Below are 20,925 nucleotides of genomic sequence, written 5' to 3' on the forward strand. Positions count from 1 at the left end.
TCGTCAACCAATCGGAACCGCCGCTGACCCGGCGCATTTTCTTTCATGTCAACCTATCGTCTGAACAACCTGCTGTCGCCGCGCTCGGTCGCGCTCGTCGGGGCGAGCGCTCGTCAGGGGTCCGTGGGACGCGCCGTCCTGGAGAACATTCGCAAGGCCGGATTCAAGGGGCAGTTTGGCCTCGTCAATCCGCGCCATGCCGAGATCGGCGGCGTCGCGGCGGTGAAGAGCCTGGACAGGCTGGACTTCGTGCCCGAGCTCGTGGTCATCACCGCCCCCGCAGGCGAGATTCCAGGCATTGTCGACCAAGCCGGGCGTCTCGGGTCTGCGGGCGCGCTGATCGTCTCGGCCGGGCTCGGCCAGGGACCGGGATCGCTGCACGAGGCCACAAGCACCGCTGCCCGAAAATACGGCATGCGGCTGGTCGGGCCGAACTGCCTCGGCATCATGATGCCCGGCGTCAGCCTGAATGCCAGTTTCGCCGCGCACATGCCGGGGGCGGGTAACCTCGCGCTGATCTCGCAATCGGGCGCAATTGCCGCCGGCATGGTCGATTGGGCCGCGCAGCGCGGCGTCGGATTCTCCGGCATCGTTTCTATCGGCGATCAGATCGACGTCGATATTGCCGATCTGCTCGACCATTTCGCGATGGATCACAAGACCCGCGCGATCCTGCTCTACATCGAGGCCATCAAGGACGCGCGCAAGTTCATGTCGGCGGCGCGCGCCGCCGCGCGCGTGAAGCCCGTCGTCGTGGTGAAATCCGGCCGCATGGCGCAGGGCGCGAAGGCGGCTGCCACGCACACCGGTGCGCTCGCCGGCGCCGACGCCGTCTACGACGCGGCGTTCCGCCGCGCGGGTGTCCTGCGGGTCTCCGATCTGCGCGAGCTGTTCGATTGTGCCGAGACGCTCGGCCGTGTCGAATCGCCGACGGGAAAGCGTCTCGCCATCCTGACCAACGGTGGCGGCATCGGCGTCCTTGCTATCGATCGATTGGTCGAACTCGGAGGAATTCCGGCAACCATCTCGGCTGAAGCGCGCAAGAAGCTCGATGCAGCGCTGCCGCCGACCTGGTCCGGTGCGAATCCCGTCGACATCGTGGGCGATGCCGACGCCTCGCGCTACGCGGTGGCGCTTGAGGAGCTGCTGGCCGATCGTGACAACGACGCAGTCCTGGTCCTCAACGTGCAAACGGCGATAGCCTCCGCCGCCGAGATCGCCACGACCGTGACGGAGCTCGTCAGAAAATATCGCGAGCAGCACCGCAGCTGGGCGAAGCCCGTATTGGCGGCCTGGGTTGGAGCCGATCAGCACATCATCCAGACACTCTCCAGCGCCGGTGTGCCGAACTATCCGACCGAGGACGACGCCGTGCGCGGCTTCATGTATCTGGTGCGGCACCGCGAGGTGGTGGAGGAGCTGAGCCAGGTTCCTCCCGCGATGCCCGATACCTTCGTTCCGGACGCCCGGGGAGCGAGGCAGATCGTCACCGCCGCGGTCGCGGATGGCCGTGAATGGCTCGAGCCCGTCGAGATCAAGCACCTGCTCGAAGCCTATGACATCGCGATGGTGCCGACCTATGCGGCGACCGATGTCGAGCAGGCGGTAGCCTATGCGAACGACATCTTCGCACAGGGCGACACCGTCGTGCTGAAGATCATGTCGCGGGACATCGTCCACAAATCCGACGTCGGCGGCGTCGTTCTCAACCTGACCACGCCTGAAGCAGTGCGAGTGGCCGCCACGGGCATTATCGCGCGCGCGAAAAAGCTGCGTCCGGAGGCGCGCATCGGCGGCGTCATCGTCCAGGCGATGGTCGTCAAGGCGAAAGCGCGCGAGCTGATCCTGGGCCTCGCCGACGATCCGACCTTCGGCACGGTCGTTGTTTTCGGCCGGGGCGGGACGGCGGTGGAGATCATCAATGACAAGGCGCTCGCGCTGCCGCCGCTCGATCTGCAGCTGGCCCGCGACCTGATCGAGCGCACGCGCGTGTCGCGGCTGCTCCGCGCTTACCGGGACGTGCCGGCTGTGAAGCCGGACGCCGTCGCCATGGTGCTGGTCAAGCTGGCGCAGATGGCGGCCGACATTCCCGAGATCCGCGAATTCGACATCAATCCGCTGCTGGCGGACGAAACCGGCGTGACCGCGGTCGATGCCCGCGTTGCGGTCGGGCCGCCGCAGCGGAAGTTTGTCGGCTCCGGCCCGGCCAATTTCGCCGTTCGCGCCTATCCGTCGCAATGGGAGCGCCGCCTCAAGCTCAAAGACGACTGGCGCATCTTCGTGCGGCCCATGCGGCCCGAGGACGAGCCGATCATCCACGAATTCCTGGGCCACGTCACCCCGCATGACCTTCGTCTGCGTTTCTTCGCACCGATGAAGGAATTCACCCACGAATTCATCGCACGCCTGACCCAGCTCGACTATGCGCGCGCGATGGCCTTCATCGCATTCGACGAGGCCACCGGCGAGATGGTCGGCGTCGTCCGGCTTCATTCGGACTCGATCTACGAGAGCGGCGAATACGCGATCCTGCTACGGTCCGATCTCAAGGGCAGGGGGCTCGGCTGGGCGCTCATGCAGCTGATCATCGACTATGCGCGGTCGGAAGGACTGAAGGTCATATCGGGCGACGTGCTCCAGGAGAACACCGTGATGCTCGACATGTGCCGGCAGCTTGGCTTCGAGGTCAAGCCGGATCCGGCCGAGCCTGACCTTTGCGACGTCAAGTTGAAGCTCTGAGCGTGCGCTGGAGCATGTCAGCGCAAGGTGCGAGGCTTCACAAGGTGCGGAGCTTCAAGAGCGCGCTTCGGCCGATGTTGCTTCGGCGGACGCCTTGGCCGGCGTCCGCAGGTTCTTGATGATGATTGCGATCAGCGGCAGCAGCACCGGCACGATCGTGCTGAGCGGATGATGCACCGCGCCCGACACCTGGGCCTGGAGCGCGCGCGCCTCGAGCTGGAGGGCTTCGATCGAGGCGCCGTGAATTTCGTTGGCAAGCTCGATGTCACGTCCTGAGGGGGCGCGGCCGGCGATCACGAAGAGAACGGCCGCGATGACGAAATTGACGGCGCCGAGGATGGCAGCCGCGGCAATTGCGCTCCAGATCTGCACCAGCGCGAAATAGGCGGACAATTCCAGCATCAGGAGCCCGAACGCAGCGATCAGCGCCGCGAAGGCGCGCAGGCCGAGGCCGATCAGCAGATGGCGCAGCCTGATGTCCGCGATGATCCTGTCGGTACGCCACAGCACGCGCAGATGTTTGACGACGTTCTCGGTATTCACCTAGTGTCTCCTCAACATGAAGCCGACAACCACGCCCAGCGCGAAGGCGGAGGCGAGCGACGTGATCGGACGCTCCGCAACGAGGCCCTGGAGCTGTTCCTGCTCTTGTTCGACGGTCTCGCCGAGCTCGGTGAGCGCGGCCCTGATTTGATCGGCGAGTGCCTCGGCGCGGTCTTTCGAGCTCTCGAACATCTCCTCGCCGGCGGTGCTCAGCAGACGTGTGACGTCAACCTTCAGCGCCCGCAGTTCTTCGCCCATCCTGTCACTGTCGAACATGAATCCGGTATCCTCGTTAAATCAAGGCAAGTCTAAGACCCGCCCGTGCTATCGCGCTTGATTTGCGTCAAGAGGCAGGGCGTGATCGGGTCTTGAGACAGGTCAAACCGGCCGCCACATGCTAGCCTAGAAATGCCGGCTGAATGGGGACCGATTGTCCCGATGAGGTGGAAGCGTGAACCACGAACCGTTGCTGCTCGCGACGCCGTCCGGCGACGAGCTGAAATTGCGCCCTGAAGGGCCCTGGACTGCCGCCAATGTGGTGACGCTCGAAACTTTGTCCCGGTCGGTCGGAGGCGACGTCGACCGGTCGCGCGTCGTAACCCTGGACATGTCAGGCATCAGCGCGCTCGACACGCTCGGCGCCTGGGTCCTTGAAAAGCTGTCGCGCAGGGCCGCATCGTCAGGCAGATCGGCCGAATTCGTCGGCGTCGCCGACCATTTCAGTGGGCTGATGGACGAGGTGCGCCAGGTCAACCGCCACACGCCGGCCCCGGCGCCTGCGCCCAATCCGGTTCTGGCGAGGCTGGGCGATCTCGGCAAGTCCACGGTCGGGGCGCGGGAAGACATCACGATCTTCCTCCAGATGCTCGGCGCATTGTTCATGGCCGTGATCGGCGTGCTGCGCCGGCCGCGATCGCTGCGGCTGACGTCACTGGTCTATCAGCTCTACCGAATCGGGTGGCAGGCAATCCCCATCGTTGCGCTGATCACTTTCCTGATCGGCGCCATCATCGCGCAGCAGGGCTTTTTCCACTTCCGCAGATTCGGCGCGGAGTCGTATACGGTCGACATGGTCGGCATCCTGGTGCTGCGTGAGCTTGGCGTGCTGATCGTCGCCATCATGGTCGCGGGCCGGTCGGGAAGTGCCTACACCGCCGAGCTCGGCTCGATGAAGATGCGCGAGGAGATCGACGCGCTCTCAACCATGGGGCTCGATCCCGTCGACGTCCTGATCCTGCCGCGCGTTGCCGCCCTGGTCATTGCTCTGCCGATCCTCACCTTTATCGGATCCATTGCCGCGCTCTATGGCGGCGGCCTCGTTGCCCAGTTCTATGGCGACATGGGACCGGCGATCTACATCGCGCGGCTGCATGAGGCCATTTCGGTCACCCACTTCGAGGTGGGCATCCTGAAGGCGCCATTCATGGCGCTGGTGATCGGGATCGTGGCCTGTAGCGAGGGCTTGCGCGTCAAGGGCAGCGCCGAGTCGCTGGGGCGGCAGACCACGACGTCGGTCGTGAAGTCGATCTTCCTCGTCATCGTGCTCGACGGCCTGTTCGCTGTCTTCTTTGCCTCGATCGGAATGTGACGATGGACGGACCGCAAGACGAGTTCGCGATTCGCGTCCGTGACCTCGTGGTCGGCTTCGGCCGTCAGACCGTGCTCGACCATCTGTCGCTCGACGTTCGCCGGGGCGAGATCCTCGGGCTCGTGGGGGCGTCCGGCGGCGGCAAGTCGGTGCTGATGCGGACCATCATCGGCCTCATCCCGCGCCGCGGCGGGACCATCGAGGTCATGGGGCAATCCGCCGGCGGCCACGGCCGGGGCGCAGCGATGGCATGGGGCATCCTGTTCCAGCAGGGCGCGCTGTTCTCCTCGCTGACCGTGCGCCAGAACGTCCAGTTTCCGCTCCGTGAAAATCTCGTCCTGTCGCAGGAGCTGATGGACGAGATCGCGATCGCCAAGCTCGAAATGGTCGGCCTGCGCGCCGAGGATGCCGACAAATATCCGTCGGAGCTGTCCGGCGGCATGACCAAGCGCGTGGCGCTGGCGCGCGCGCTCGCGCTCGATCCGCCGATCCTGTTCCTGGACGAGCCGACCTCGGGTCTCGATCCGATCGCCGCCGGCGATTTCGACGTGCTGATCAAGACGCTACAAAGGACGCTGGAGCTCACCGTGTTCATGGTGACCCATGACCTCGCGAGCCTGACCACGGTCTGCGACCGCGTCGCCGCGCTCGCCGACGGCAAGATCGTGGCGATCGGCCCGATGCGCGAATTGCTGCAATCCGAGCATCCCTGGGTGCGCGCCTATTTCCACGGCAAGCGCTCGCAGATGCTGCAACACGAGATGAGATGAGAGATGGAAACCCGCGCTCCCTACGTGCTGATCGGCAGTTTCGTGCTGGCCGCGATCCTCGCGGTGTTCGGCTTCGTCTATTGGCTGAACAACACCGGCGGCATCGGGCCGCGCACGAACTACCACGTGCAATTCCAGGGACCGGTGCCCGGCCTCCTGGTCGGCGCCGGCGTGCTGTTCAACGGCATTCGCGTCGGAGAGGTGACCCAGCTCGGGCTCGCGCCGGACAATCCGCGCTTCGTCAATGCGACGATCTCGGTTGCCACCGCGACGCCGGTCCGTTCCGACACCAGGGTCGGCCTCGAATTCCAGGGCCTCACCGGTGTGCCGGTGGTGACGTTGGAGGGCGGCGTCATCGTCGCCAAATCCGGTGAATCCGTGACCCTGATCGCGGAGCCCGGCGCCGGCCAGAGCATGACGCAGGCGGCGCGCGACGCGCTGCGGCGGGTCGACACGGTGCTTCAGGACAATTCCGGCCCGCTGAAGGACACTATTGCGAATTTCAAGACTTTCTCCGACGGGCTCGCCCGCAACACCGGCAAGATCGACGGGATTCTGGCGGGCCTCGAGAAGATGACCGGCGGCGGCACGCCCGCGCAGAAGATCACCTACGACCTGCGTACGCCGCAGAACCTCGGCCCGGCCGGCAAGACGCTGGCCGCTTCACTGGCGATCCCCGAGCCGACAGCGGTTGCAATGCTGCAGACCCAGCGGATGCTGTTCGCGCCCGCCGGCGACAGGCCGGGCTTTGGGGATTTCCTCTGGGCCGACAGCATTCCGAAACTGGTCCAGGCGCGCCTGATCGACAGCTTCGAGAACTACGACATCGCCCACGCCCCGCTGCGCACGTCCGACCTCGGGCAGGCGGATTACCAGCTCCTGATCGATATCCGGCGCTTCCGGATCGCCACGGAGGGTGAGATTCGGGCCGAGATCGGACTGTCGGCGCGGATCGTGGACAAGAACGGCAAGGTGATCGCCTCGCGCCTCATTGAGACCAGCGAAAAGCTCGACAAGGTCGAGCCGGCCGCGGCGGTCGCCGCCTTCGATGCAGCCTTCGCGCGCATCACAAAGGAGCTGATCGGTTGGACCGTGCAGGCGGTGTGAGGCCGACTATTCCAGCGTCTTCAGGTAGGACAGGAGGTCGTGGATCTGGTCCGGATCGAGCTCGAAGACCGGCATGTCGGCATGACCGGTGTAGATGCCCTCGGCCAGCGCCTCGCCCAGGCTGTCGATCGGATAGCGGCGATGCAGGGTGCGCAGCGGAGGCGCGATCTCGACCGGGCTTTTGGAGACGCGGTCGATGGCGTGACAGCGGGCGCAATTGGCCTGAGCAAAGGCCTTGCCGCGCTTTTCGGCCGTGGAGGCCGCCAGCGCAGGCGTAGTCAGAAGCAGCCCGATCAGGCCGTGACGCAGAGCGCTTTGCAGCATGGAAGGTGATCCCGTCGAACCGTGGAGGGCAGAATAAGACGGGGATGCCACTCAAATTTGATCTGAGTCAATCGGCTTTGGCGCGATGCAGTAAAATGCAGCCGCGCGGTGGACTCGGCCTGGTGTCGGGGATAGCCCGCGCGAGGAGCGGTGGATGAAGCCTTCCGTGGTCACGATTGAGCCGAACGGACATTTTTGCGACGATTGCGCCGTGCGCGGAGCTGCGGTTTGTTCGTCGCTGGATGCGGCCGAGCTCAGGGAATTCGAGCATCTCGGCCGCCGCGTCCATTTTGGCTCGGGCGAGACCGTGTTCTCCGAGGAGGAGATCACGACCTCGTTCTACAACGTTCTCGAAGGCGTCATGCGGCTGTACAAGCTGCTGCCCGACGGCCGGCGGCAGATCGTCGGCTTTGCCTTGCCCGGTGACTTCCTGGGGATGAATCTATCCGGCCGGCACAACTTCTCGGCCGATGCGATCGGTGCGGTGACCGTGTGCCAATTCGCAAAGGCGTCCTTCAGCCGTTTCATCGAGGATCGGCCGCAGCTGCTCAGGCGAATCAATGAGCTGGCCATTCGCGAGTTGAGCCAGGCTCGCGACCATATGGTCCTGCTCGGCCGACGCTCGGCCGACGAGAAGGTCGCGACCTTTCTGCTCGGCTGGCGTGAGCGGCTGGTCACGCTCAAGGGCCTCTCCGACACGGTACCGCTTCCGATGAGCCGTCAGGACATCGCCGATTATCTCGGCCTGACCATCGAAACAGTCAGTCGCACCTTCACCAAGCTGGAGCGTCAGGGCGTGATCGAGATCATCCACGGTGGCATCAGCCTGCTCGATCCGGCTCGCGTCGAGGCCATGGCTGCGGCCTGACCTCCTGTCCACAACGCCCCCGGGCGTTTGATCCCGATCAATGACGCCGGCCGTGCGCAGCAAAACAATGCCCCAAACAATCCGGGAGGAGCATGATGCCTGCTGACGCATTGCTGGTGACCATCGTCGTCGTCGCGATCTTCGTCGCATTCGCCGCGGCTCTGGCTTGGGCAGACCGGCAAACCAGCGCGGGCCGGCTCAATCCGGATACCAAGCCCTGAAGCTGAAGCGCCTCGGGTCTTCGTCCGCTTCCGGCGTGTCGACCGCCGACTCTTGCCGGGCCGGCGGTGACTGGCAGCTCGACGCAATCACAGCCTGTGCTGCCTGCAACTCTGCGTCAGCCGAGACGCATCCATGCATCCTTCGGATGTGAATTCTCGGCCGTACCACGTCCTTTTGATGGCATTTACCTCGAATCGCGCGCGTGCTTTCCGGTTGAAAAGCCTGATAACGTTGACTACGCAGGAACCCAGTGCCTCGTAGTCTTAGGAGCCCCGCGGCGTGCCTCAGGACAAGACCGGCGATCCCCGACAGTCGGCGGGCAGCAAATTATCGGTCCTGCGCAAGCACCCGATCTTCGCGGATCTGGAGCCGGAAGCGCTCGATCAGCTCTGCCGCTACGCTAAGCACACCACCGTCAAGCGCGGCGCGACGATCGCCGCCAAGGGCGATCCCGGCAACAGCCTGTTCGCGGTGGTCGCGGGGACGGTGAAGATCTCGTCCTCGTCGCCCGACGGACGGAACGCCATCCTCAATCTGATCGGTCCGGGTGAAATCTTCGGCGAGATCGCGGTGCTCGACGGCGCCCCCAGGTCGGCGGATGCGACCGCCAACACCAATTGCGAGCTCTACGTCATCGATCGCCGCGACTTCCTGCCCTTCGTCAAGAGCCAGCCGGCGCTGGCGATGAAATTCATCGAGCTGCTGTGCGCGCGTCTGCGCTGGACCAGCCAGCAGGTCGAGCAGGTGATCCTCCAGAATCTGCCGGGCCGGCTCGCGAGTGCGCTGCTCGGCCTCACCGAGGAGCGCAAGCTCGATTCCGGCAGCGGCACGCTCGCCATCACGCAGCAGGAAATCAGCGAGATGGTGGGGATGACGCGCGAGAGCATCAACAAGCAATTGCGCGTCTGGGCCGGACGTAACTGGGTTCGCCTCGAGCACGGCGCCATCGTGGTGCTGGATACGGACGCGCTGCGCGAGCTCGCCGAGAGCGGCCTCGACGACGGCTGACGCCCCGGAGCCAAAGCATGATCCGGAAAAGTGCGTAGCGGTTTTCCGAAAAGATCATGCTGAAAAAGCAACCTGAAGCGCGATGACGATTCACCCTGATCGCATCGCGCTTTACTCGTCGATGATGGCGACCGCGCGGGTCCAGCCCGCGGACGCGCGCTCGATCTTCACCGGAAAGCAGGAGACCGTGAATCCGGTCGATGGCAGCTGGTCGAGATTGTGCAGCTTCTCGAGATGGCAATAGCCGATGTGCCGTCCCGCCTTGTGGCCTTCCCAGATCAGGCTGGCATCTTTCGTTTCGGCATACTTCCGCGCGGTGTAGACGAACGGCGCGTCCCAGCTCCAGCCGTCGGTACCTGTCAGCCGCACGCCGCGTTCGAGCAGGTACATGGTGGCTTCGTAGCCCATGCCGCAGCCGGAATTGACGTAGTCGGCCTTTCCGAACTTCGCGCCGGCGCTGGTGTTGACGACGACGATCTCCAGCGGCGACAGCGTATGCCCGATGCGCTTCAGCTCCGCCTCGACGTCGGCCGCACTTGCCACGTAGCCGTCGGGCAGATGCCGGAAGTCGAGCTTCACGCCGGGCTGCAAGCACCATTCGAGCGGTACCTCGTCGATCGTCCATGACCGCTCGCCGCGGTTCATGGTCGGATGGAAGTGCCAGGGCGCATCGAGATGCGTCCCGTTGTGGGTCGACAGCGAGACCTGCTCGACGGCCCAGCCCTGACCGTCAGGCAGATCCTGCGCCTTGAGGCCGTCGAAGAACTGCAGCATGCGCGGCAGCCCCTGCTGGTGATCGATATACTGGATCGTCGGGTGATTGCCCGGCGGATCGGCGGTCACGTCGTTCGTGAGCGGCACCGAGATATCGATCAGCTTCCGCGGCATGGCATTCCTCGAGATGGTCCGGAGTCTCTGATATCTTGAGGGGCCTTCATTGGTTGGGTCAAGTCACGTGCCGGCGACGTCAACGCGGTCCATCGCCTCCATGGATTGCGCAGATCGATGCAACTCTTGCATTGATCGATGCCGGATTTGGCTTGGACAGAGAATGCCGCCCGCCCTAGGGACGACATTGGCGCTTGACTTCACACCGGAAGGGGAGCGACCCAAGGCGGCCGAGCATCTGCCCCGACAACGACATAATCAATCCAGGAGGAGAGCCCAGATGAAGACACTCACCGGCATCATCACGGCCGTTGCACTGGCGGTTTCAGCGCCCCTGGCGACCGCACGCGACTTCCGTTCCGCCGACATTCACCCCGCCGACTATCCGACCGTCGAGGCCGTCAAGTTCATGGGCAAGCAGCTCGCGACGGCGAGCGGGGGCAAGCTCGGCGTGAAGGTGTTTCCGAACGGCGCCCTGGGCTCCGAGAAGGACACGATCGAGCAGCTCAAGATCGGCGCGCTCGACATGATGCGGATCAACGCATCGCCGCTCAACAACTTCGTGCCTGAGACCATCGCATTGTGCCTGCCCTTCGTCTTCCGGGATACGCAGCACATGCGCACCGTCCTCGACGGGCCGATCGGCGACGAGATCCTGGCGGCGATGGAGCCCGCGGGATTGGTGGGGCTTGCCTATTACGACAGCGGCGCCCGGTCCATTTACACCGTGAAGGCGCCGGTCAAATCGCTTGCGGATCTGAAGGGTTTGAAGATTCGCGTCCAGCAGTCCGACCTGTGGGTCGGCATGATCCAGAGCCTCGGCGCCAACCCGACGCCGATGCCGTATGGCGAGGTCTATACCGCGCTCAAGACCGGCCTCGTGGACGCTGCCGAGAACAACTGGCCGTCCTACGAATCCTCGCGTCACTTCGAGGCTGCCAAGTTCTACAACATCACCGAGCACTCCCTCGCTCCGGAAGTTCTCGTGATCTCGAAGAAGGTCTGGGACACGCTGAGCAAGGACGATCAGGCCATGATCCGCAAGGCGGCCAAGGAATCGGTGCCCGTCATGCGCAAGCTCTGGGACGAGCGTGAGCAGGCCTCCCGCAAGACCGTCGAGGCCGCCGGCGTTCAGGTCGTCACGATCGCCAACAAGGCGGAATTCGTCGATGCGATGAAGCCGGTGTACCAGAAGTTCGCCGGCGACGAGAAGCTCCAGAGCCTCGTCAAGCGTATCCAGGACACGAAGTAAGACACGGCGGCGACCGGGTCCGGCGTCGCCGCGCGGCGGCACCGGACTCCGCATGGAGGCGCGGGATGACAGACCCACACGTCGCAAGCCACGAGCAGGGCGCCGTAGCGGCAAGCCCGTCCGCCGGCCTGCTGTCGCGGATCAACGCCCCCGTTGCGCGCGTGGGGATGTATCTGTCGGTGACCGGCCTGCTCGTCATCGTCACGATTGTCTTCTACCAGGTGTTCGGTCGTTACGTGCTCAACTCCAGCCCGACCTGGACGGAGAACCTGGCGCTGGTCCTGATCCTCTACGTCACGCTGATCGGCGCCGCCGTGGGCGTGCGCGATGCCGGGCACATCGGCATGGACAGTCTGCTGGTCATGCTTCCGGATCACGTGCGGGAGAAGATCGAGATCGTGATCCATGTTCTGGTCGCCGTGTTCGGCATTGCGATGGCCTATAACGGCTGGATCCTCGGCGCGTCGGTCGGCACCGTGAAGATTCCCAATCTTGGTCTGCCTGAAGTCATTCGCTACGTGCCGCTGATCGCTTCCGGCGTCCTGATCCTCTCCTTTTCCATCGAGCACATCATCGCTCTCCTGCGCGGCGAAGAGGTCGTGCCCTCATGGAACTGATCATCCTCGGCGCCACTTTCTTCGGCTTCCTGATCCTCGGCGTTCCCGTCGCTTTTGCGATCGGCCTGTCGGCGATCTGCACCATCCTCTACGAGGGCCTGCCGGTCGCCGTCATCTTCCAGCAGATGATGTCGGGGATGAACATCTTCTCCTTCCTCGCCATTCCGTTCTTCGTCTTCAGCGGTGAGCTGATGCTGCATGGCGGTGTCGCCGACAAGATCGTGCAACTCGCCAAGAACCTCGTCGGACACATCCGCGGCGGCCTCGGCATGTCGAACGTGGTCGCCTGCACGCTGTTCGGCGGCGTCTCCGGCTCGCCCGTGGCCGACGTGTCGGCGATGGGCGCGGTGATGATCCCGATGATGAAGAAGGAAGGTTTCGACACCGACTACGCCGTCAACGTCACCACCCATGCCTCGCTGGTCGGAGCCTTGATGCCGACCAGTCATAACATGATCATCTATGCGCTGGCCGCCGGCGGCAAGGTCTCGATCGGCGCGCTGATCGCCGCGGGTCTGCTGCCGGCACTGGTGCTGATGGTGTGCATGCTGGTCGCCGCCTACGCAGTCGCGGTGAAGCGCGGCTATCCCGCCGGCAAGTTTCCGGGCTGGAGCGAGGTTTTCCGCTCGCTCGCGGCCGCGCTGCCGGGCCTTCTGATCGTCGGCATCATCCTTGCGGGCATCCTGTCCGGCGTCTTCACGGCAACTGAGTCGGCAGCCATCGCGGTCACCTACACGATCCTGCTGACCTTCTTCATCTATCGCACCATGACCTTGCAGAACTTCTTGCGGGCCGCGGCCAAGGCGGTGAAAACGACGGGTGTGGTGCTGCTGCTGATCGGCGTCTCCACGATGTTCCAGTACCTGATGGGACTCTACGAGGTTGCCGACCTTGCCGGCGAAATGATGAGCAAGGTCTCCACGCAGCCCTGGATGATCTTCCTGCTCATCAACGTCATCCTGTTCGTGCTCGGCACGTTCATGGACATGGCGGCGACCATCCTGATCTGCACCCCGATCTTCCTGCCGATCGCGATGAAGGCGGGCATGGATCCCGTGCAGTTCGGCATGCTGATGCTGCTCAACTGCGCCCTCGGGCTCAACACGCCTCCGGTTGGGACCACGCAGTTCGTCGGCTGTGCCATCGGCGGCATCTCGGTCGGTGCCGTGATGCGCACCATCCTGCCGTTCTATGCCGCGCTGATCGCAGCACTGATGTTCGTGACCTATGTCCCTGCATTCTCGCTGTGGCTGCCGCGCCTCTTAATGGGCTACAAGGGCTAGCAGTACCAGGGAGAAGCTACCAGTGACCGACTATCGCAAGCTCTTCGATCTCACCGGCAAGACGGCCGTGGTGCTCGGCGCCGCCTCGGGCATCGGCAAATCGTCGGCCGAGGCGCTGGCCGGGCTCGGCGCCCGCGTTGTCTGCGCCGATCGCGCGCTTGACGCTGCGGAGGCGACCGCCGCCGGCATTCGCGAAAAGGGTGGCTGGGCGGAGGCGGCTAGCTGCGACGCCGCGAGTGCTGCGGAGGTCAACGCGCTCGCCACAACCGTGATGCAGAAGTTTCCGCGGCTCGACATCGCGGTGACGACGCCCGGGCTCAACATTCGCAAGACCATCCTCGACTACACCGAGGAGGATCTCGACCGCGTCCTCAACCTCAACGTCAAGGGCACGGTCTGGTTCTTCCAGGCCTTCGGTCGCATCATGGTCGAGCAGAAGGGCGGCAGCATTATCGCCTGCTCCTCGGTGCGCGCGGTCACCATCGAGCCGGGCCTCGGCGTCTACGGTTCGACCAAGGCAGCGATCGGCCTGCTGGTGAAGGGCTTTGCCTCCGAGGTCGGCCACGCCGGCGTGCGCGTCAACGCGATTGCGCCGAGCATCGCCGAGACCGCGCTGACCGGCCCGTTCAAGCAGCGTCCCGACATCTACAATCTCTATGCCGGCCACACCGTGTTCAACCGCTGGAGCAGTGCCGACGAGGTCGCCACGGCGGTGGCCTATCTCGCCTCGGATGCCGCGAGCTATGTCAGCGGCAGCACACTGTTCGTCGACGGCGGCTGGACGGCGGTCGATGGCCCACCGACTGGTCTCACCCAACTGCACAAATAGGAAAGGAAGGCATTCGCTTCTCGCCGTAGAGCTGGCGGCACGCGCCCCTCGGAAACCGACCGGCGCGCAACCGCCGCTCTTGTCCCTGGCCAAGCCGTCTTCGCGGTTGCAGCAGGAACCCGCGGCGCGTGCGCTTTGTGCAAATCGCATGGGTCTTGCCGGATAAACGCGCTCGGCTGGCCGGTATTTTGGTGTTACGAACTGGGGCATGAACCAGCACGCCAAGATCGAAATCCGCCATTCGACCTGTCCGCATGACTGCCCCTCGGCCTGCGCCCTCGATGTCGAGGTGATCGAAGGCCGCAGCATCGGCCGCGTCCGCGGCTCGAAGCAGCAGACCTACACGGCCGGCGTCGTCTGCGCCAAGGTCGCCCGCTATGCCGAGCGCATCCATCACCCCGAACGGCTGATGTATCCGATGCGCCGAACGGGTGCGAAGGGCTCAGGGCAATTCGCGCGGATCTCCTGGGACGAGGCGCTGGACGAGATCGCGCACCGTTTCAACGAGGCCGAGCGCGAGTTCGGCGCGGAATCGATCTGGCCCTATTACTACGCCGGCACGATGGGCCTTGTGATGCGCGACGGCCTCAATCGCCTCACCCATGTGAAGAAATATTCGCGCTTCTATCAAACGATCTGCGCCAACGTCGCGCGCATTGGCTACGCGATCGGCACCGGCAAGATCGCCGGCGTCGATCCGCGCGAGATGGCGCTGTCCGATCTCGTGGTGATCTGGGGCACCAATCCCGTCAACACCCAGGTCAACGTGATGACGCACGCCGCCCGTGCGCGCAAGGAGCGCGGCGCGAAGATCGCCGCGGTCGACATCTACGACAACGAGACCATGAAGCAGGCTGACATCAAGATCATCCTGCGCCCCGGCACCGACGGCGCATTTGCCTGCGGCGTGATGCATGTCCTGTTCCGCGACGGTTATGCTGATCGCGCCTATATGAACAAGTACACGGACTGTCCCGCCGAGCTCGAGGCGCATCTGAAAACGCGCACTCCGGAATGGGCGTCCGCCATTTGCGGCGTTCCGGTGGCGGAGATCGAGGCCTTTGCCAAGGCGGTCGGCGAGACCAAGCGGACCTTCCTGCGCCTTGGTTACGGCTTCACTCGCTCGCGCAACGGCGCGACGCAGATGCATGCGGCGCTGTGCATTCCCGCGGTGACGGGCGCCTGGCAATACGAAGGCGGCGGCGCGTTCTTCAACAATTATGCGCTGTGGCACTTCAACGAATCCATCATCGAAGGCCACGACGCGATCGACAAGTCGACGCGCGCGCTCGACCAGTCTCAGATCGGCCGCATCCTCACCGGCGATGCCGAAGCCCTGCAAGGCAAGGGCCCGGTCAAGGCGATGCTGATCCAGAACACCAACCCGATGACGGTCGCGCCGGAGCAGGCGCTGGTGCGGCAGGGTTTTGCGCGCGAGGATCTGTTCGTGGCGGTGCACGAGCAATTCATGACCGAGACGGCCCAAATGGCCGACATCGTGCTTCCGGCGACCATGTTCATGGAGCACGACGATCTCTACTACGGCGGCGGCCACCAGCACATCTCGGTCGGACCGAAGCTGATCGATCCGCCCGGCGAATGCCGCTCCAACCACGAGGTCTTGCAGGCGCTGGCGCCGCGGCTCGGCGCGAAGCATACGGGTTTCGAGATGACGCCGCGCGAATTGATCGATGCGACGCTGAAGCTGAGCGATCACGGCGACATCGCCGGCCTCGAAGCCGATCTCTGGCGCGACCTGCAGCCGGATTTCCGCACCTCGCACTATCTCGATGGCTTTGCTCATGCCGACAAGAAGTTCCACTTCAAGGCTGACTGGGCGCATCCGCCGTTCGGTGTGACCATGGGCGATGTCGACAAGATGCCGGCGCTGCCGGACCATTGGGCGGCGATCGAGCACGCTGATCAGGCCCACCCATTCCGGCTCGCGACCAGCCCCTCGCGGAGCTTCCTCAACACCACGTTCAACGAGACGCCGTCCTCTCAGGCGCGCGAGGGCAAGGCGAGTGTGATGATCCATCCCCTGGATGCGGCCGCGCTCGACATCGCCGATGGCGACGCCGTGACGCTCGGCAACAGCCGCGGCGAGACCACGCTGGTCGCAACGCTGTTCGAGGGCGTGCGGCGCGGTGTGCTGATCGCAGAGTCCGTTCATCCCAACAAGAACCACATCGGCGGCCGCGGCATCAACACGCTGACGGGTGCGGACACGATCGCGCCGATCGGCGGGGCCGCGTTCCACGACAACAAGGTCTGGATCAGGAAAGCGGTCGCCTGAGCGGCGCGCACCGCTATCGGCTCGCAATTTGTGTCGAGGCGCTAAAGCAGCGGCGCGCCGCAGTTTGCGCTTGCACCTCCTGCCCGAGCTGCCGCAAATGGCTGCAAGCGGAGCCAAGGAAGCGAGCGTGCCATGACCGACACAACAGCCGTCATCACCGAAAAGCGCGGGCAGGCGTTCTGGATCATCATCAACCGGCCGGAGAAGCGCAACGCGCTGAACGGCGACGTGATCGCCGGCATCAGCAAAGGCTATCGCGACGCGCATGAGGACAAGGACGTCCGCGTCATCGTGCTGACGGGCGCGGGCGACAAGGCGTTCTGCGCCGGAGCCGACTTGCAGAACTCCGGCGCGGCTTTCGCGATGGATCATTCCAAGCCAAATGTCGACTATGCCGATCTGTTGCGTCTCTCACAGAACGCCACCAAGCCGGCGATTGCGCGGGTCGGTGGTGTCTGCATGGCCGGCGGCATGGGCCTTTTGTGCATGACCGATATGGCGGTCGCGGCCGATCACGTCGTCTTCGGCCTGCCGGAAGTGAAGGTCGGCGTCTTCCCGATGCAGGTGCTGAGCCTGCTCCAGAGCATAGCGCCACCGCGCCTCGTCAACGAATGGGCGCTCACGGGCGAGCCCTTCGACGCCAAGGCCGCACAGGCCGCGGGCCTCCTCAACTACGTCGTGCCCACCGCCGAGCTCGACGCCAAGGTCGATTGGCTGATCGGCCGCATCGTCGACAAATCGCCGACCGCGATCCGCCGCGGCAAGTACGCCATGCGGGCGATCGCCTCGATGTCGTTCGACGAGAGCATCGCCTATACCGAAAGCCAGATCGCACTGCTGGCGATGACCGAGGACGCCAAGGAGGGGCTGAAGGCGTTCAGCGAGAAGAGGAAGCCGGTCTGGACGGGACGGTGAGAGAAGGCTGCTGGCTGATCCGTCATCCTGAGGTGCGAGTGGCGCGGTGCGTCTAGCATCGCGCCGGGAGCCTCGAAGGATGCACGGCCGAGATGCAGCCGGGCCGTCGCCCTTCGAGGGCCGCTGAAGAAGCGGCCACCTCAGGGTGACGGTGATGGTTCAATGTGATGCGCTCTGGGACGACTACCCCGCGTTCGCCTTCAATCCCGCCGCCTGGATGCCCGCCACCGCGCAGGCCTCGTCGTTGTCCGACGTATCGCCCGACACGCCGACGGCGCCAGCCAAGGTCGCGCCGTCCATGATCAGCACGCCGCCGGGCACCGGCACCAGCGCACCCTTGGCCATGGTGTTCACGGCATCGATGAAATAGGCCTGCTCCTGCGCACGCTGGAACAGGGCCCGCGAGCCCATGCCCATGGCGAGCGCGCCATAGGCCTTGCCATGGGCGATCTCGGCGCGCATCAGGCTGGTGCCGTCCTGCGCGGCCGCAAGCTTGAGCACGCCGCGCGCGTCCAGGATGGTGACGACCAGCGGCTTCAGCTTGAGCTCGCCGGCCTTTGCGAGGGCGGCGTCGAGGATCTTGCGGGCGGTGTCGAGGGTCAGTTCAGCCATGGCTGGTTTCCTTTGCGGCTTGAGAGGTGGAATGGGTTTCGGAGCGATCGAGGCTCATCGCCAGCACGCGCGCGACGTGAAGTGCCTCGCGTTGCGTGCCGTCATGGATCTGGTGCCGGCACGAGGTGCCATCAGCGACGACCAGCGTATCTGGGTCCGCGCGCCGCACGACAGGCAGCAGCGACAGCTCGGCCATCTCGATCGACGCGTCATAGGTGTCCGCGCCATAACCGAAGGCGCCGGCCATGCCGCAGCAGCTGGACTCGATGGTCTCGACCTTCAGGCCGGGGACGAGGCGCAGCACCTGCTCGACCGGCTTGAAGGCGCCGAAGGATTTCTGATGGCAATGGCCGTGCACAATGGCTTTGTCGGCGACGGTCCCGAGCGGCAGCTGCAGACGGCCAGCCTCGGCCTCGCGCACCAAAAATTCCTCGAAGGTGAGGGCATGGGCACTGATGGCCTTGGCATCGTTGTCCTTGCGCAGCGAGGCGAGCTCGTCGCGCAGCGTCAGGAGGCAGCTCGGCTCGAGGCCGACGATCGGCACGCCGCGCGCGGCGAAGGGCGCGAAGGCGGCCACGAGGCGATCGAGCTCAAACTTCGCTTCGTCGACGAGGCCGGCGGAGAGGAACGTGCGGCCGCAACAGAGCGGCCGGCCGCCGCGCGCAGGCTTCGGCAGATGCACGCGATAGCCGCCGGCCACCAAAACGCGGAGCGCCGCGTCGAGATTTTCGCGCTCATAGATGCGGTTGAACGTGTCGGCGAACAGAACGACTTCGCGGCCGGCGTCCGGGCCGACGCTGTCGGCCGGCGGCTCGAACACGTCGCTGCGGAAGGCGGGCAGGGCGCGGCGCGCGCTGATGCCGGCGAAGCGCTCGAACAGCTTTCGCAAGAGCGGGCTGCGGTTGCGCAAATTTGAAAGCGGCGCAAAGCGCGACGCGAGGCCGGCATAGCGCGGGAGATAGCCGACGAGCCGGTCGCGCAGCGTCAGGCCGTGCGTGGTAGCGCGCGCGGCGAGCACCTCGATCTTCATCTTGGCCATGTCGACGCCGGTGGGGCACTCATGGCGACAGGCCTTGCAGGAGACGCAGAGCTTCAGCGTCTCCATCATCTCGTCCGACGCCAGCGCGTCGGGGCCGAGCTGACCCGAGATCGCGAGCCGTAGCGTGTTGGCGCGCCCTCGCGTGACGTCCTTCTCGTTGCGCGTCGCGCGGTAGGACGGGCACATCACGCCGCCCTCGAGCTTGCGGCAGGCGCCGTTGTTGTTGCACATCTCGACCGCGCCCTGGAAACCGCCACCCGCGCCGGGATAAGCGGACCAGTCGAGCCTGGTTTTCAGCTCGCCGGCGCGATAGTCCGGCCGGTAGCGGAACAGCGAACGGTCGTCCATTTTGGGCGCATCGACGATCTTGCCGGGGTTGAGGACGCCGGCGGGATCGAAGCGCCGCTTCACTTCCTTGAAATCGGCGACGAGGCGCCCGCCGAACATGGTCTCGTGGAATTCCGAGCGCACCAGCCCGTCGCCGTGCTCGCCGGAATGCGAGCCCTTGTACTCGCGCACCAGCGCGAAGGCTTCCTCGGCGATGGCGCGCATTGCCTTGACGTCCTTGTCCAGCTTCAGGTTCAGCACCGGACGCACATGCAGGCAGCCCTCCGAGGCGTGCGCATACATCGTGCCGCTGGTGCCGTGCCTGGCGAACACCTCGTTCAACCGCGCGGTGTAATCGGCCAGATGCGGCAGCGGCACGGCGCAGTCCTCGACGAAGGAGACCGGCTTGCCCTCCTGCTTCATCGACATCATGACATTGAGGCCGGCGGCCCGGAAATCGGCGATGCCGCCCTGTAGCGCGGGCTCGGTAATCTCGACCACGCCGCCCCATTTGCGCGTGTCGTTGTTCCAGCCGAAGCCGAGATCGCCCATCAGCTCGCCGAGCTGCTTCAGACGGAGGAGGTTGTCCGCCTGGTCTTCCTCGGCGAACTCGACCACCAGCACGGCATCCGGATCGCCCTTGATGGCCGCGGAGATGATCGGCCGGAACATCGCGATGTCGCGGCCGAGCGCGATCATGGTGCGGTCGACCAGCTCGACCGCGATCGGCTTCAGCTTCACCAGATGCTGGGCCGCGTCCATGGCCTCGTAGAAGCTGCCGAAATGACAGATGCCGAGCGCCTTGTTGCGGATCACGGGCCACAGCTTCAGTTCGACCTTGGTGGTGAAGGCGAGGGTGCCTTCGGAGCCGACCAGGAGATGTGCCATGTTGTTCGGCGCATTGCGCGGCACCAAGGCGTCGAGATTGTAGCCGCCGACGCGGCGCTGCACCTTGGGGAAGCGAGCCGCGATCTCGTCGGCCTCGCGGGCCCCGAGATCGAGCATGTCGCGGAACAAGGCGCGGGTGCCGTCCCCGGCTTTGAGATCGGAGAGATCGCGCGACACCTCGCCGAAGCGGCTCAGAGTGCCGTCGGCGAGGGCGGCCTCCATCGACAGCGTGTTGTCGCGCATGGTGCCGTAGCGCAAGGAGCGGCCGCCGCAGGAATTGTTGCCGGCCATGCCGCCGATGGTGGCGCGCGAGGCGGTGGAGACGTCGACCGGAAACCACAGGCCGTGCTTCTTGAGCTGGCGGTTGAGGTCGTCGAGCACGATGCCGGGTTCGACCACGCAGGTGCGGCCTTCGATGTCGAGCGTCAGGATCCGGTTGAGATGCTTGGAGAGATCGACCACCAGGCCGTCGTTGACGGTCTGGCCGCATTGCGAGGTGCCGCCGCCGCGCGGGGTGACCTTCAGCCCCTCGCCGCGGGCAATCGCCAGCGCCCGCAGGGCCTCGTCCATGGTCTTGGGCACCACCACGCCGGCCGGCATGATCTGGTAGAACGAGGCGTCGGTAGCGTATCGGCCGCGGCTGAAGGGGTCGAACAGGACGTCGCCGGTCAGTTCCGACCGCAGGCGCCGTTCGAGCGAGGAGGCGTTTGTCATCCCTGATCCCGGACTGCTCCAGTAAGGCCTCGCCTTGCTGAGTTATTCATTATTGTTCCCGACCGACGCATTATGAATTCAAAAGCGAGCAGGCTG

19 protein-coding genes are annotated in these 20,925 nt (G+C 65.0%); 13 read left to right on the forward strand and 6 right to left on the reverse strand.

Annotation, left to right across the window (positions count from 1 at the left end; all coding sequences use genetic code 11):
- Positions 1–45: 45 nt before the first annotated feature.
- Positions 46–2,739: a bifunctional acetate--CoA ligase family protein/GNAT family N-acetyltransferase gene (locus tag AC1RQP_RS30885; protein ID WP_239625376.1), complete on the forward strand. Its 2,694-nt coding sequence runs from the start codon at positions 46–48 to the stop codon at positions 2,737–2,739.
- Between the two features lie 54 nt (positions 2,740–2,793).
- Here the strand turns inward: AC1RQP_RS30885 and AC1RQP_RS30890 are convergent, their stop codons facing one another.
- Together AC1RQP_RS30890 and AC1RQP_RS30895 are read right to left on the reverse strand one after the other, a co-directional pair.
- Positions 2,794–3,282: a phage holin family protein gene (locus tag AC1RQP_RS30890; protein ID WP_492940578.1), complete on the reverse strand. Its 489-nt coding sequence runs from the start codon at positions 3,280–3,282 to the stop codon at positions 2,794–2,796.
- Entirely contained in the window at positions 3,283–3,558 is a 276-nt protein-coding gene (locus tag AC1RQP_RS30895; protein WP_035704954.1) for a hypothetical protein, read from the reverse strand.
- Positions 3,559–3,733: 175 nt separating this feature from the next.
- On the opposite strand from AC1RQP_RS30895, the gene AC1RQP_RS30900 reads away from it, so the two are divergent.
- From AC1RQP_RS30900 to AC1RQP_RS30910, 3 genes are read left to right on the forward strand one after another with little or no spacing between them, the layout of a single operon-like run.
- A complete protein-coding gene (locus AC1RQP_RS30900; protein ID WP_028181563.1) occupies positions 3,734–4,870 on the forward strand; it encodes an ABC transporter permease in 1,137 nt (378 codons plus the stop codon).
- Positions 4,871–4,872: 2 nt separating this feature from the next.
- Positions 4,873–5,640: an ABC transporter ATP-binding protein gene (locus tag AC1RQP_RS30905; RefSeq protein ID WP_239625373.1), complete on the forward strand. Its 768-nt coding sequence runs from the start codon at positions 4,873–4,875 to the stop codon at positions 5,638–5,640.
- A gap of 3 nt (positions 5,641–5,643) precedes the next feature.
- Positions 5,644–6,747 carry an ABC-type transport auxiliary lipoprotein family protein gene (locus tag AC1RQP_RS30910; RefSeq protein WP_492940581.1) on the forward strand — a complete coding sequence of 368 codons (1,104 nt, stop codon included), beginning with the start codon at positions 5,644–5,646 and terminating at the stop codon, positions 6,745–6,747.
- 6 nt (positions 6,748–6,753) lie between these two features.
- Here AC1RQP_RS30910 and AC1RQP_RS30915 read toward each other — a convergent pair whose 3' ends face one another.
- Positions 6,754–7,071, reverse strand: a complete 318-nt coding sequence (locus tag AC1RQP_RS30915; protein WP_492940583.1) for a c-type cytochrome — start codon at positions 7,069–7,071, stop codon at positions 6,754–6,756.
- A 154-nt stretch (positions 7,072–7,225) separates the two neighbouring features.
- Here AC1RQP_RS30915 and AC1RQP_RS30920 point away from each other — a divergent pair, with 154 nt between their 5' ends.
- From AC1RQP_RS30920 to AC1RQP_RS30930, 3 genes are all read left to right on the forward strand, one after another.
- Complete coding sequence (locus AC1RQP_RS30920; protein ID WP_131873074.1) at positions 7,226–7,939, forward strand: helix-turn-helix domain-containing protein; 714 nt, start codon at positions 7,226–7,228, stop codon at positions 7,937–7,939.
- 92 nt (positions 7,940–8,031) lie between these two features.
- On the forward strand, positions 8,032–8,160 hold the full coding sequence (locus AC1RQP_RS30925; RefSeq protein ID WP_256457747.1) for a hypothetical protein: 129 nt from the start codon (positions 8,032–8,034) through the stop codon (positions 8,158–8,160).
- A 280-nt stretch (positions 8,161–8,440) separates the two neighbouring features.
- Positions 8,441–9,169 (forward strand): Crp/Fnr family transcriptional regulator, encoded by a 729-nt coding sequence (locus AC1RQP_RS30930; RefSeq protein ID WP_492940585.1) that lies wholly within the window; start codon positions 8,441–8,443, stop codon positions 9,167–9,169.
- Positions 9,170–9,280: 111 nt separating this feature from the next.
- Here AC1RQP_RS30930 and AC1RQP_RS30935 read toward each other — a convergent pair whose 3' ends face one another.
- A complete protein-coding gene (locus tag AC1RQP_RS30935; RefSeq protein ID WP_239625367.1) occupies positions 9,281–10,057 on the reverse strand; it encodes a cyclase family protein in 777 nt (258 codons plus the stop codon).
- 280 nt (positions 10,058–10,337) lie between these two features.
- On the opposite strand from AC1RQP_RS30935, the gene AC1RQP_RS30940 reads away from it, so the two are divergent.
- From AC1RQP_RS30940 to AC1RQP_RS30965, 6 genes are all read left to right on the forward strand, one after another.
- The gene (locus tag AC1RQP_RS30940; RefSeq protein ID WP_239625365.1) at positions 10,338–11,309 is read left to right on the forward strand and encodes a TRAP transporter substrate-binding protein; all 972 of its coding nucleotides are present in this window, start codon (positions 10,338–10,340) and stop codon (positions 11,307–11,309) included.
- Between the two features lie 65 nt (positions 11,310–11,374).
- The gene (locus AC1RQP_RS30945) at positions 11,375–11,926 is read left to right on the forward strand and encodes a TRAP transporter small permease (RefSeq protein WP_492940588.1); all 552 of its coding nucleotides are present in this window, start codon (positions 11,375–11,377) and stop codon (positions 11,924–11,926) included.
- Positions 11,917–13,209, forward strand: a complete 1,293-nt coding sequence (locus AC1RQP_RS30950) for a TRAP transporter large permease (RefSeq protein ID WP_492940590.1) — start codon at positions 11,917–11,919, stop codon at positions 13,207–13,209. The genes AC1RQP_RS30945 and AC1RQP_RS30950 overlap by 10 nt, the downstream gene beginning before the upstream one ends.
- Positions 13,210–13,231: 22 nt before the next feature.
- Entirely contained in the window at positions 13,232–14,038 is an 807-nt protein-coding gene (locus AC1RQP_RS30955) for an SDR family NAD(P)-dependent oxidoreductase (RefSeq protein WP_492940592.1), read from the forward strand.
- A gap of 208 nt (positions 14,039–14,246) precedes the next feature.
- A complete protein-coding gene (locus AC1RQP_RS30960) occupies positions 14,247–16,334 on the forward strand; it encodes a molybdopterin oxidoreductase family protein (RefSeq protein WP_239625358.1) in 2,088 nt (695 codons plus the stop codon).
- Positions 16,335–16,466: 132 nt separating this feature from the next.
- On the forward strand, positions 16,467–17,249 hold the full coding sequence (locus tag AC1RQP_RS30965) for an enoyl-CoA hydratase/isomerase family protein (protein WP_492940594.1): 783 nt from the start codon (positions 16,467–16,469) through the stop codon (positions 17,247–17,249).
- Between the two features lie 183 nt (positions 17,250–17,432).
- Here AC1RQP_RS30965 and AC1RQP_RS30970 read toward each other — a convergent pair whose 3' ends face one another.
- The gene (locus AC1RQP_RS30970; RefSeq protein ID WP_239625354.1) at positions 17,433–17,861 is read right to left on the reverse strand and encodes a GlcG/HbpS family heme-binding protein; all 429 of its coding nucleotides are present in this window, start codon (positions 17,859–17,861) and stop codon (positions 17,433–17,435) included.
- On the reverse strand, positions 17,854–20,829 hold the full coding sequence (locus AC1RQP_RS30975) for an FAD-binding and (Fe-S)-binding domain-containing protein (RefSeq protein WP_492940597.1): 2,976 nt from the start codon (positions 20,827–20,829) through the stop codon (positions 17,854–17,856). The genes AC1RQP_RS30970 and AC1RQP_RS30975 overlap by 8 nt, the downstream gene beginning before the upstream one ends.
- Positions 20,830–20,925: the final 96 nt, after the last annotated feature.

Source organism: Bradyrhizobium sp. GW821-FHT13H06 (assembly GCF_058803975.1).

Coding starts and splice junctions, on each gene's coding strand:
- AC1RQP_RS30885 (WP_239625376.1), top strand. CDS start 46: ATGTCAACCTATCGTCTGAACAACCTGCTGTCGCCGCGCTCGGTCGCG.
- AC1RQP_RS30895 (WP_035704954.1), bottom strand. CDS start 3,558: ATGTTCGACAGTGACAGGATGGGCGAAGAACTGCGGGCGCTGAAGGTT.
- AC1RQP_RS30905 (WP_239625373.1), top strand. CDS start 4,873: ATGGACGGACCGCAAGACGAGTTCGCGATTCGCGTCCGTGACCTCGTG.
- AC1RQP_RS30910 (WP_492940581.1), top strand. CDS start 5,644: ATGGAAACCCGCGCTCCCTACGTGCTGATCGGCAGTTTCGTGCTGGCC.
- AC1RQP_RS30915 (WP_492940583.1), bottom strand. CDS start 7,071: ATGCTGCAAAGCGCTCTGCGTCACGGCCTGATCGGGCTGCTTCTGACT.
- AC1RQP_RS30920 (WP_131873074.1), top strand. CDS start 7,226: ATGAAGCCTTCCGTGGTCACGATTGAGCCGAACGGACATTTTTGCGAC.
- AC1RQP_RS30925 (WP_256457747.1), top strand. CDS start 8,032: ATGATGCCTGCTGACGCATTGCTGGTGACCATCGTCGTCGTCGCGATC.
- AC1RQP_RS30935 (WP_239625367.1), bottom strand. CDS start 10,057: ATGCCGCGGAAGCTGATCGATATCTCGGTGCCGCTCACGAACGACGTG.
- AC1RQP_RS30940 (WP_239625365.1), top strand. CDS start 10,338: ATGAAGACACTCACCGGCATCATCACGGCCGTTGCACTGGCGGTTTCA.
- AC1RQP_RS30945 (WP_492940588.1), top strand. CDS start 11,375: ATGACAGACCCACACGTCGCAAGCCACGAGCAGGGCGCCGTAGCGGCA.
- AC1RQP_RS30950 (WP_492940590.1), top strand. CDS start 11,917: ATGGAACTGATCATCCTCGGCGCCACTTTCTTCGGCTTCCTGATCCTC.
- AC1RQP_RS30960 (WP_239625358.1), top strand. CDS start 14,247: ATGAACCAGCACGCCAAGATCGAAATCCGCCATTCGACCTGTCCGCAT.
- AC1RQP_RS30965 (WP_492940594.1), top strand. CDS start 16,467: ATGACCGACACAACAGCCGTCATCACCGAAAAGCGCGGGCAGGCGTTC.
- AC1RQP_RS30970 (WP_239625354.1), bottom strand. CDS start 17,861: ATGGCTGAACTGACCCTCGACACCGCCCGCAAGATCCTCGACGCCGCC.
- AC1RQP_RS30975 (WP_492940597.1), bottom strand. CDS start 20,829: ATGACAAACGCCTCCTCGCTCGAACGGCGCCTGCGGTCGGAACTGACC.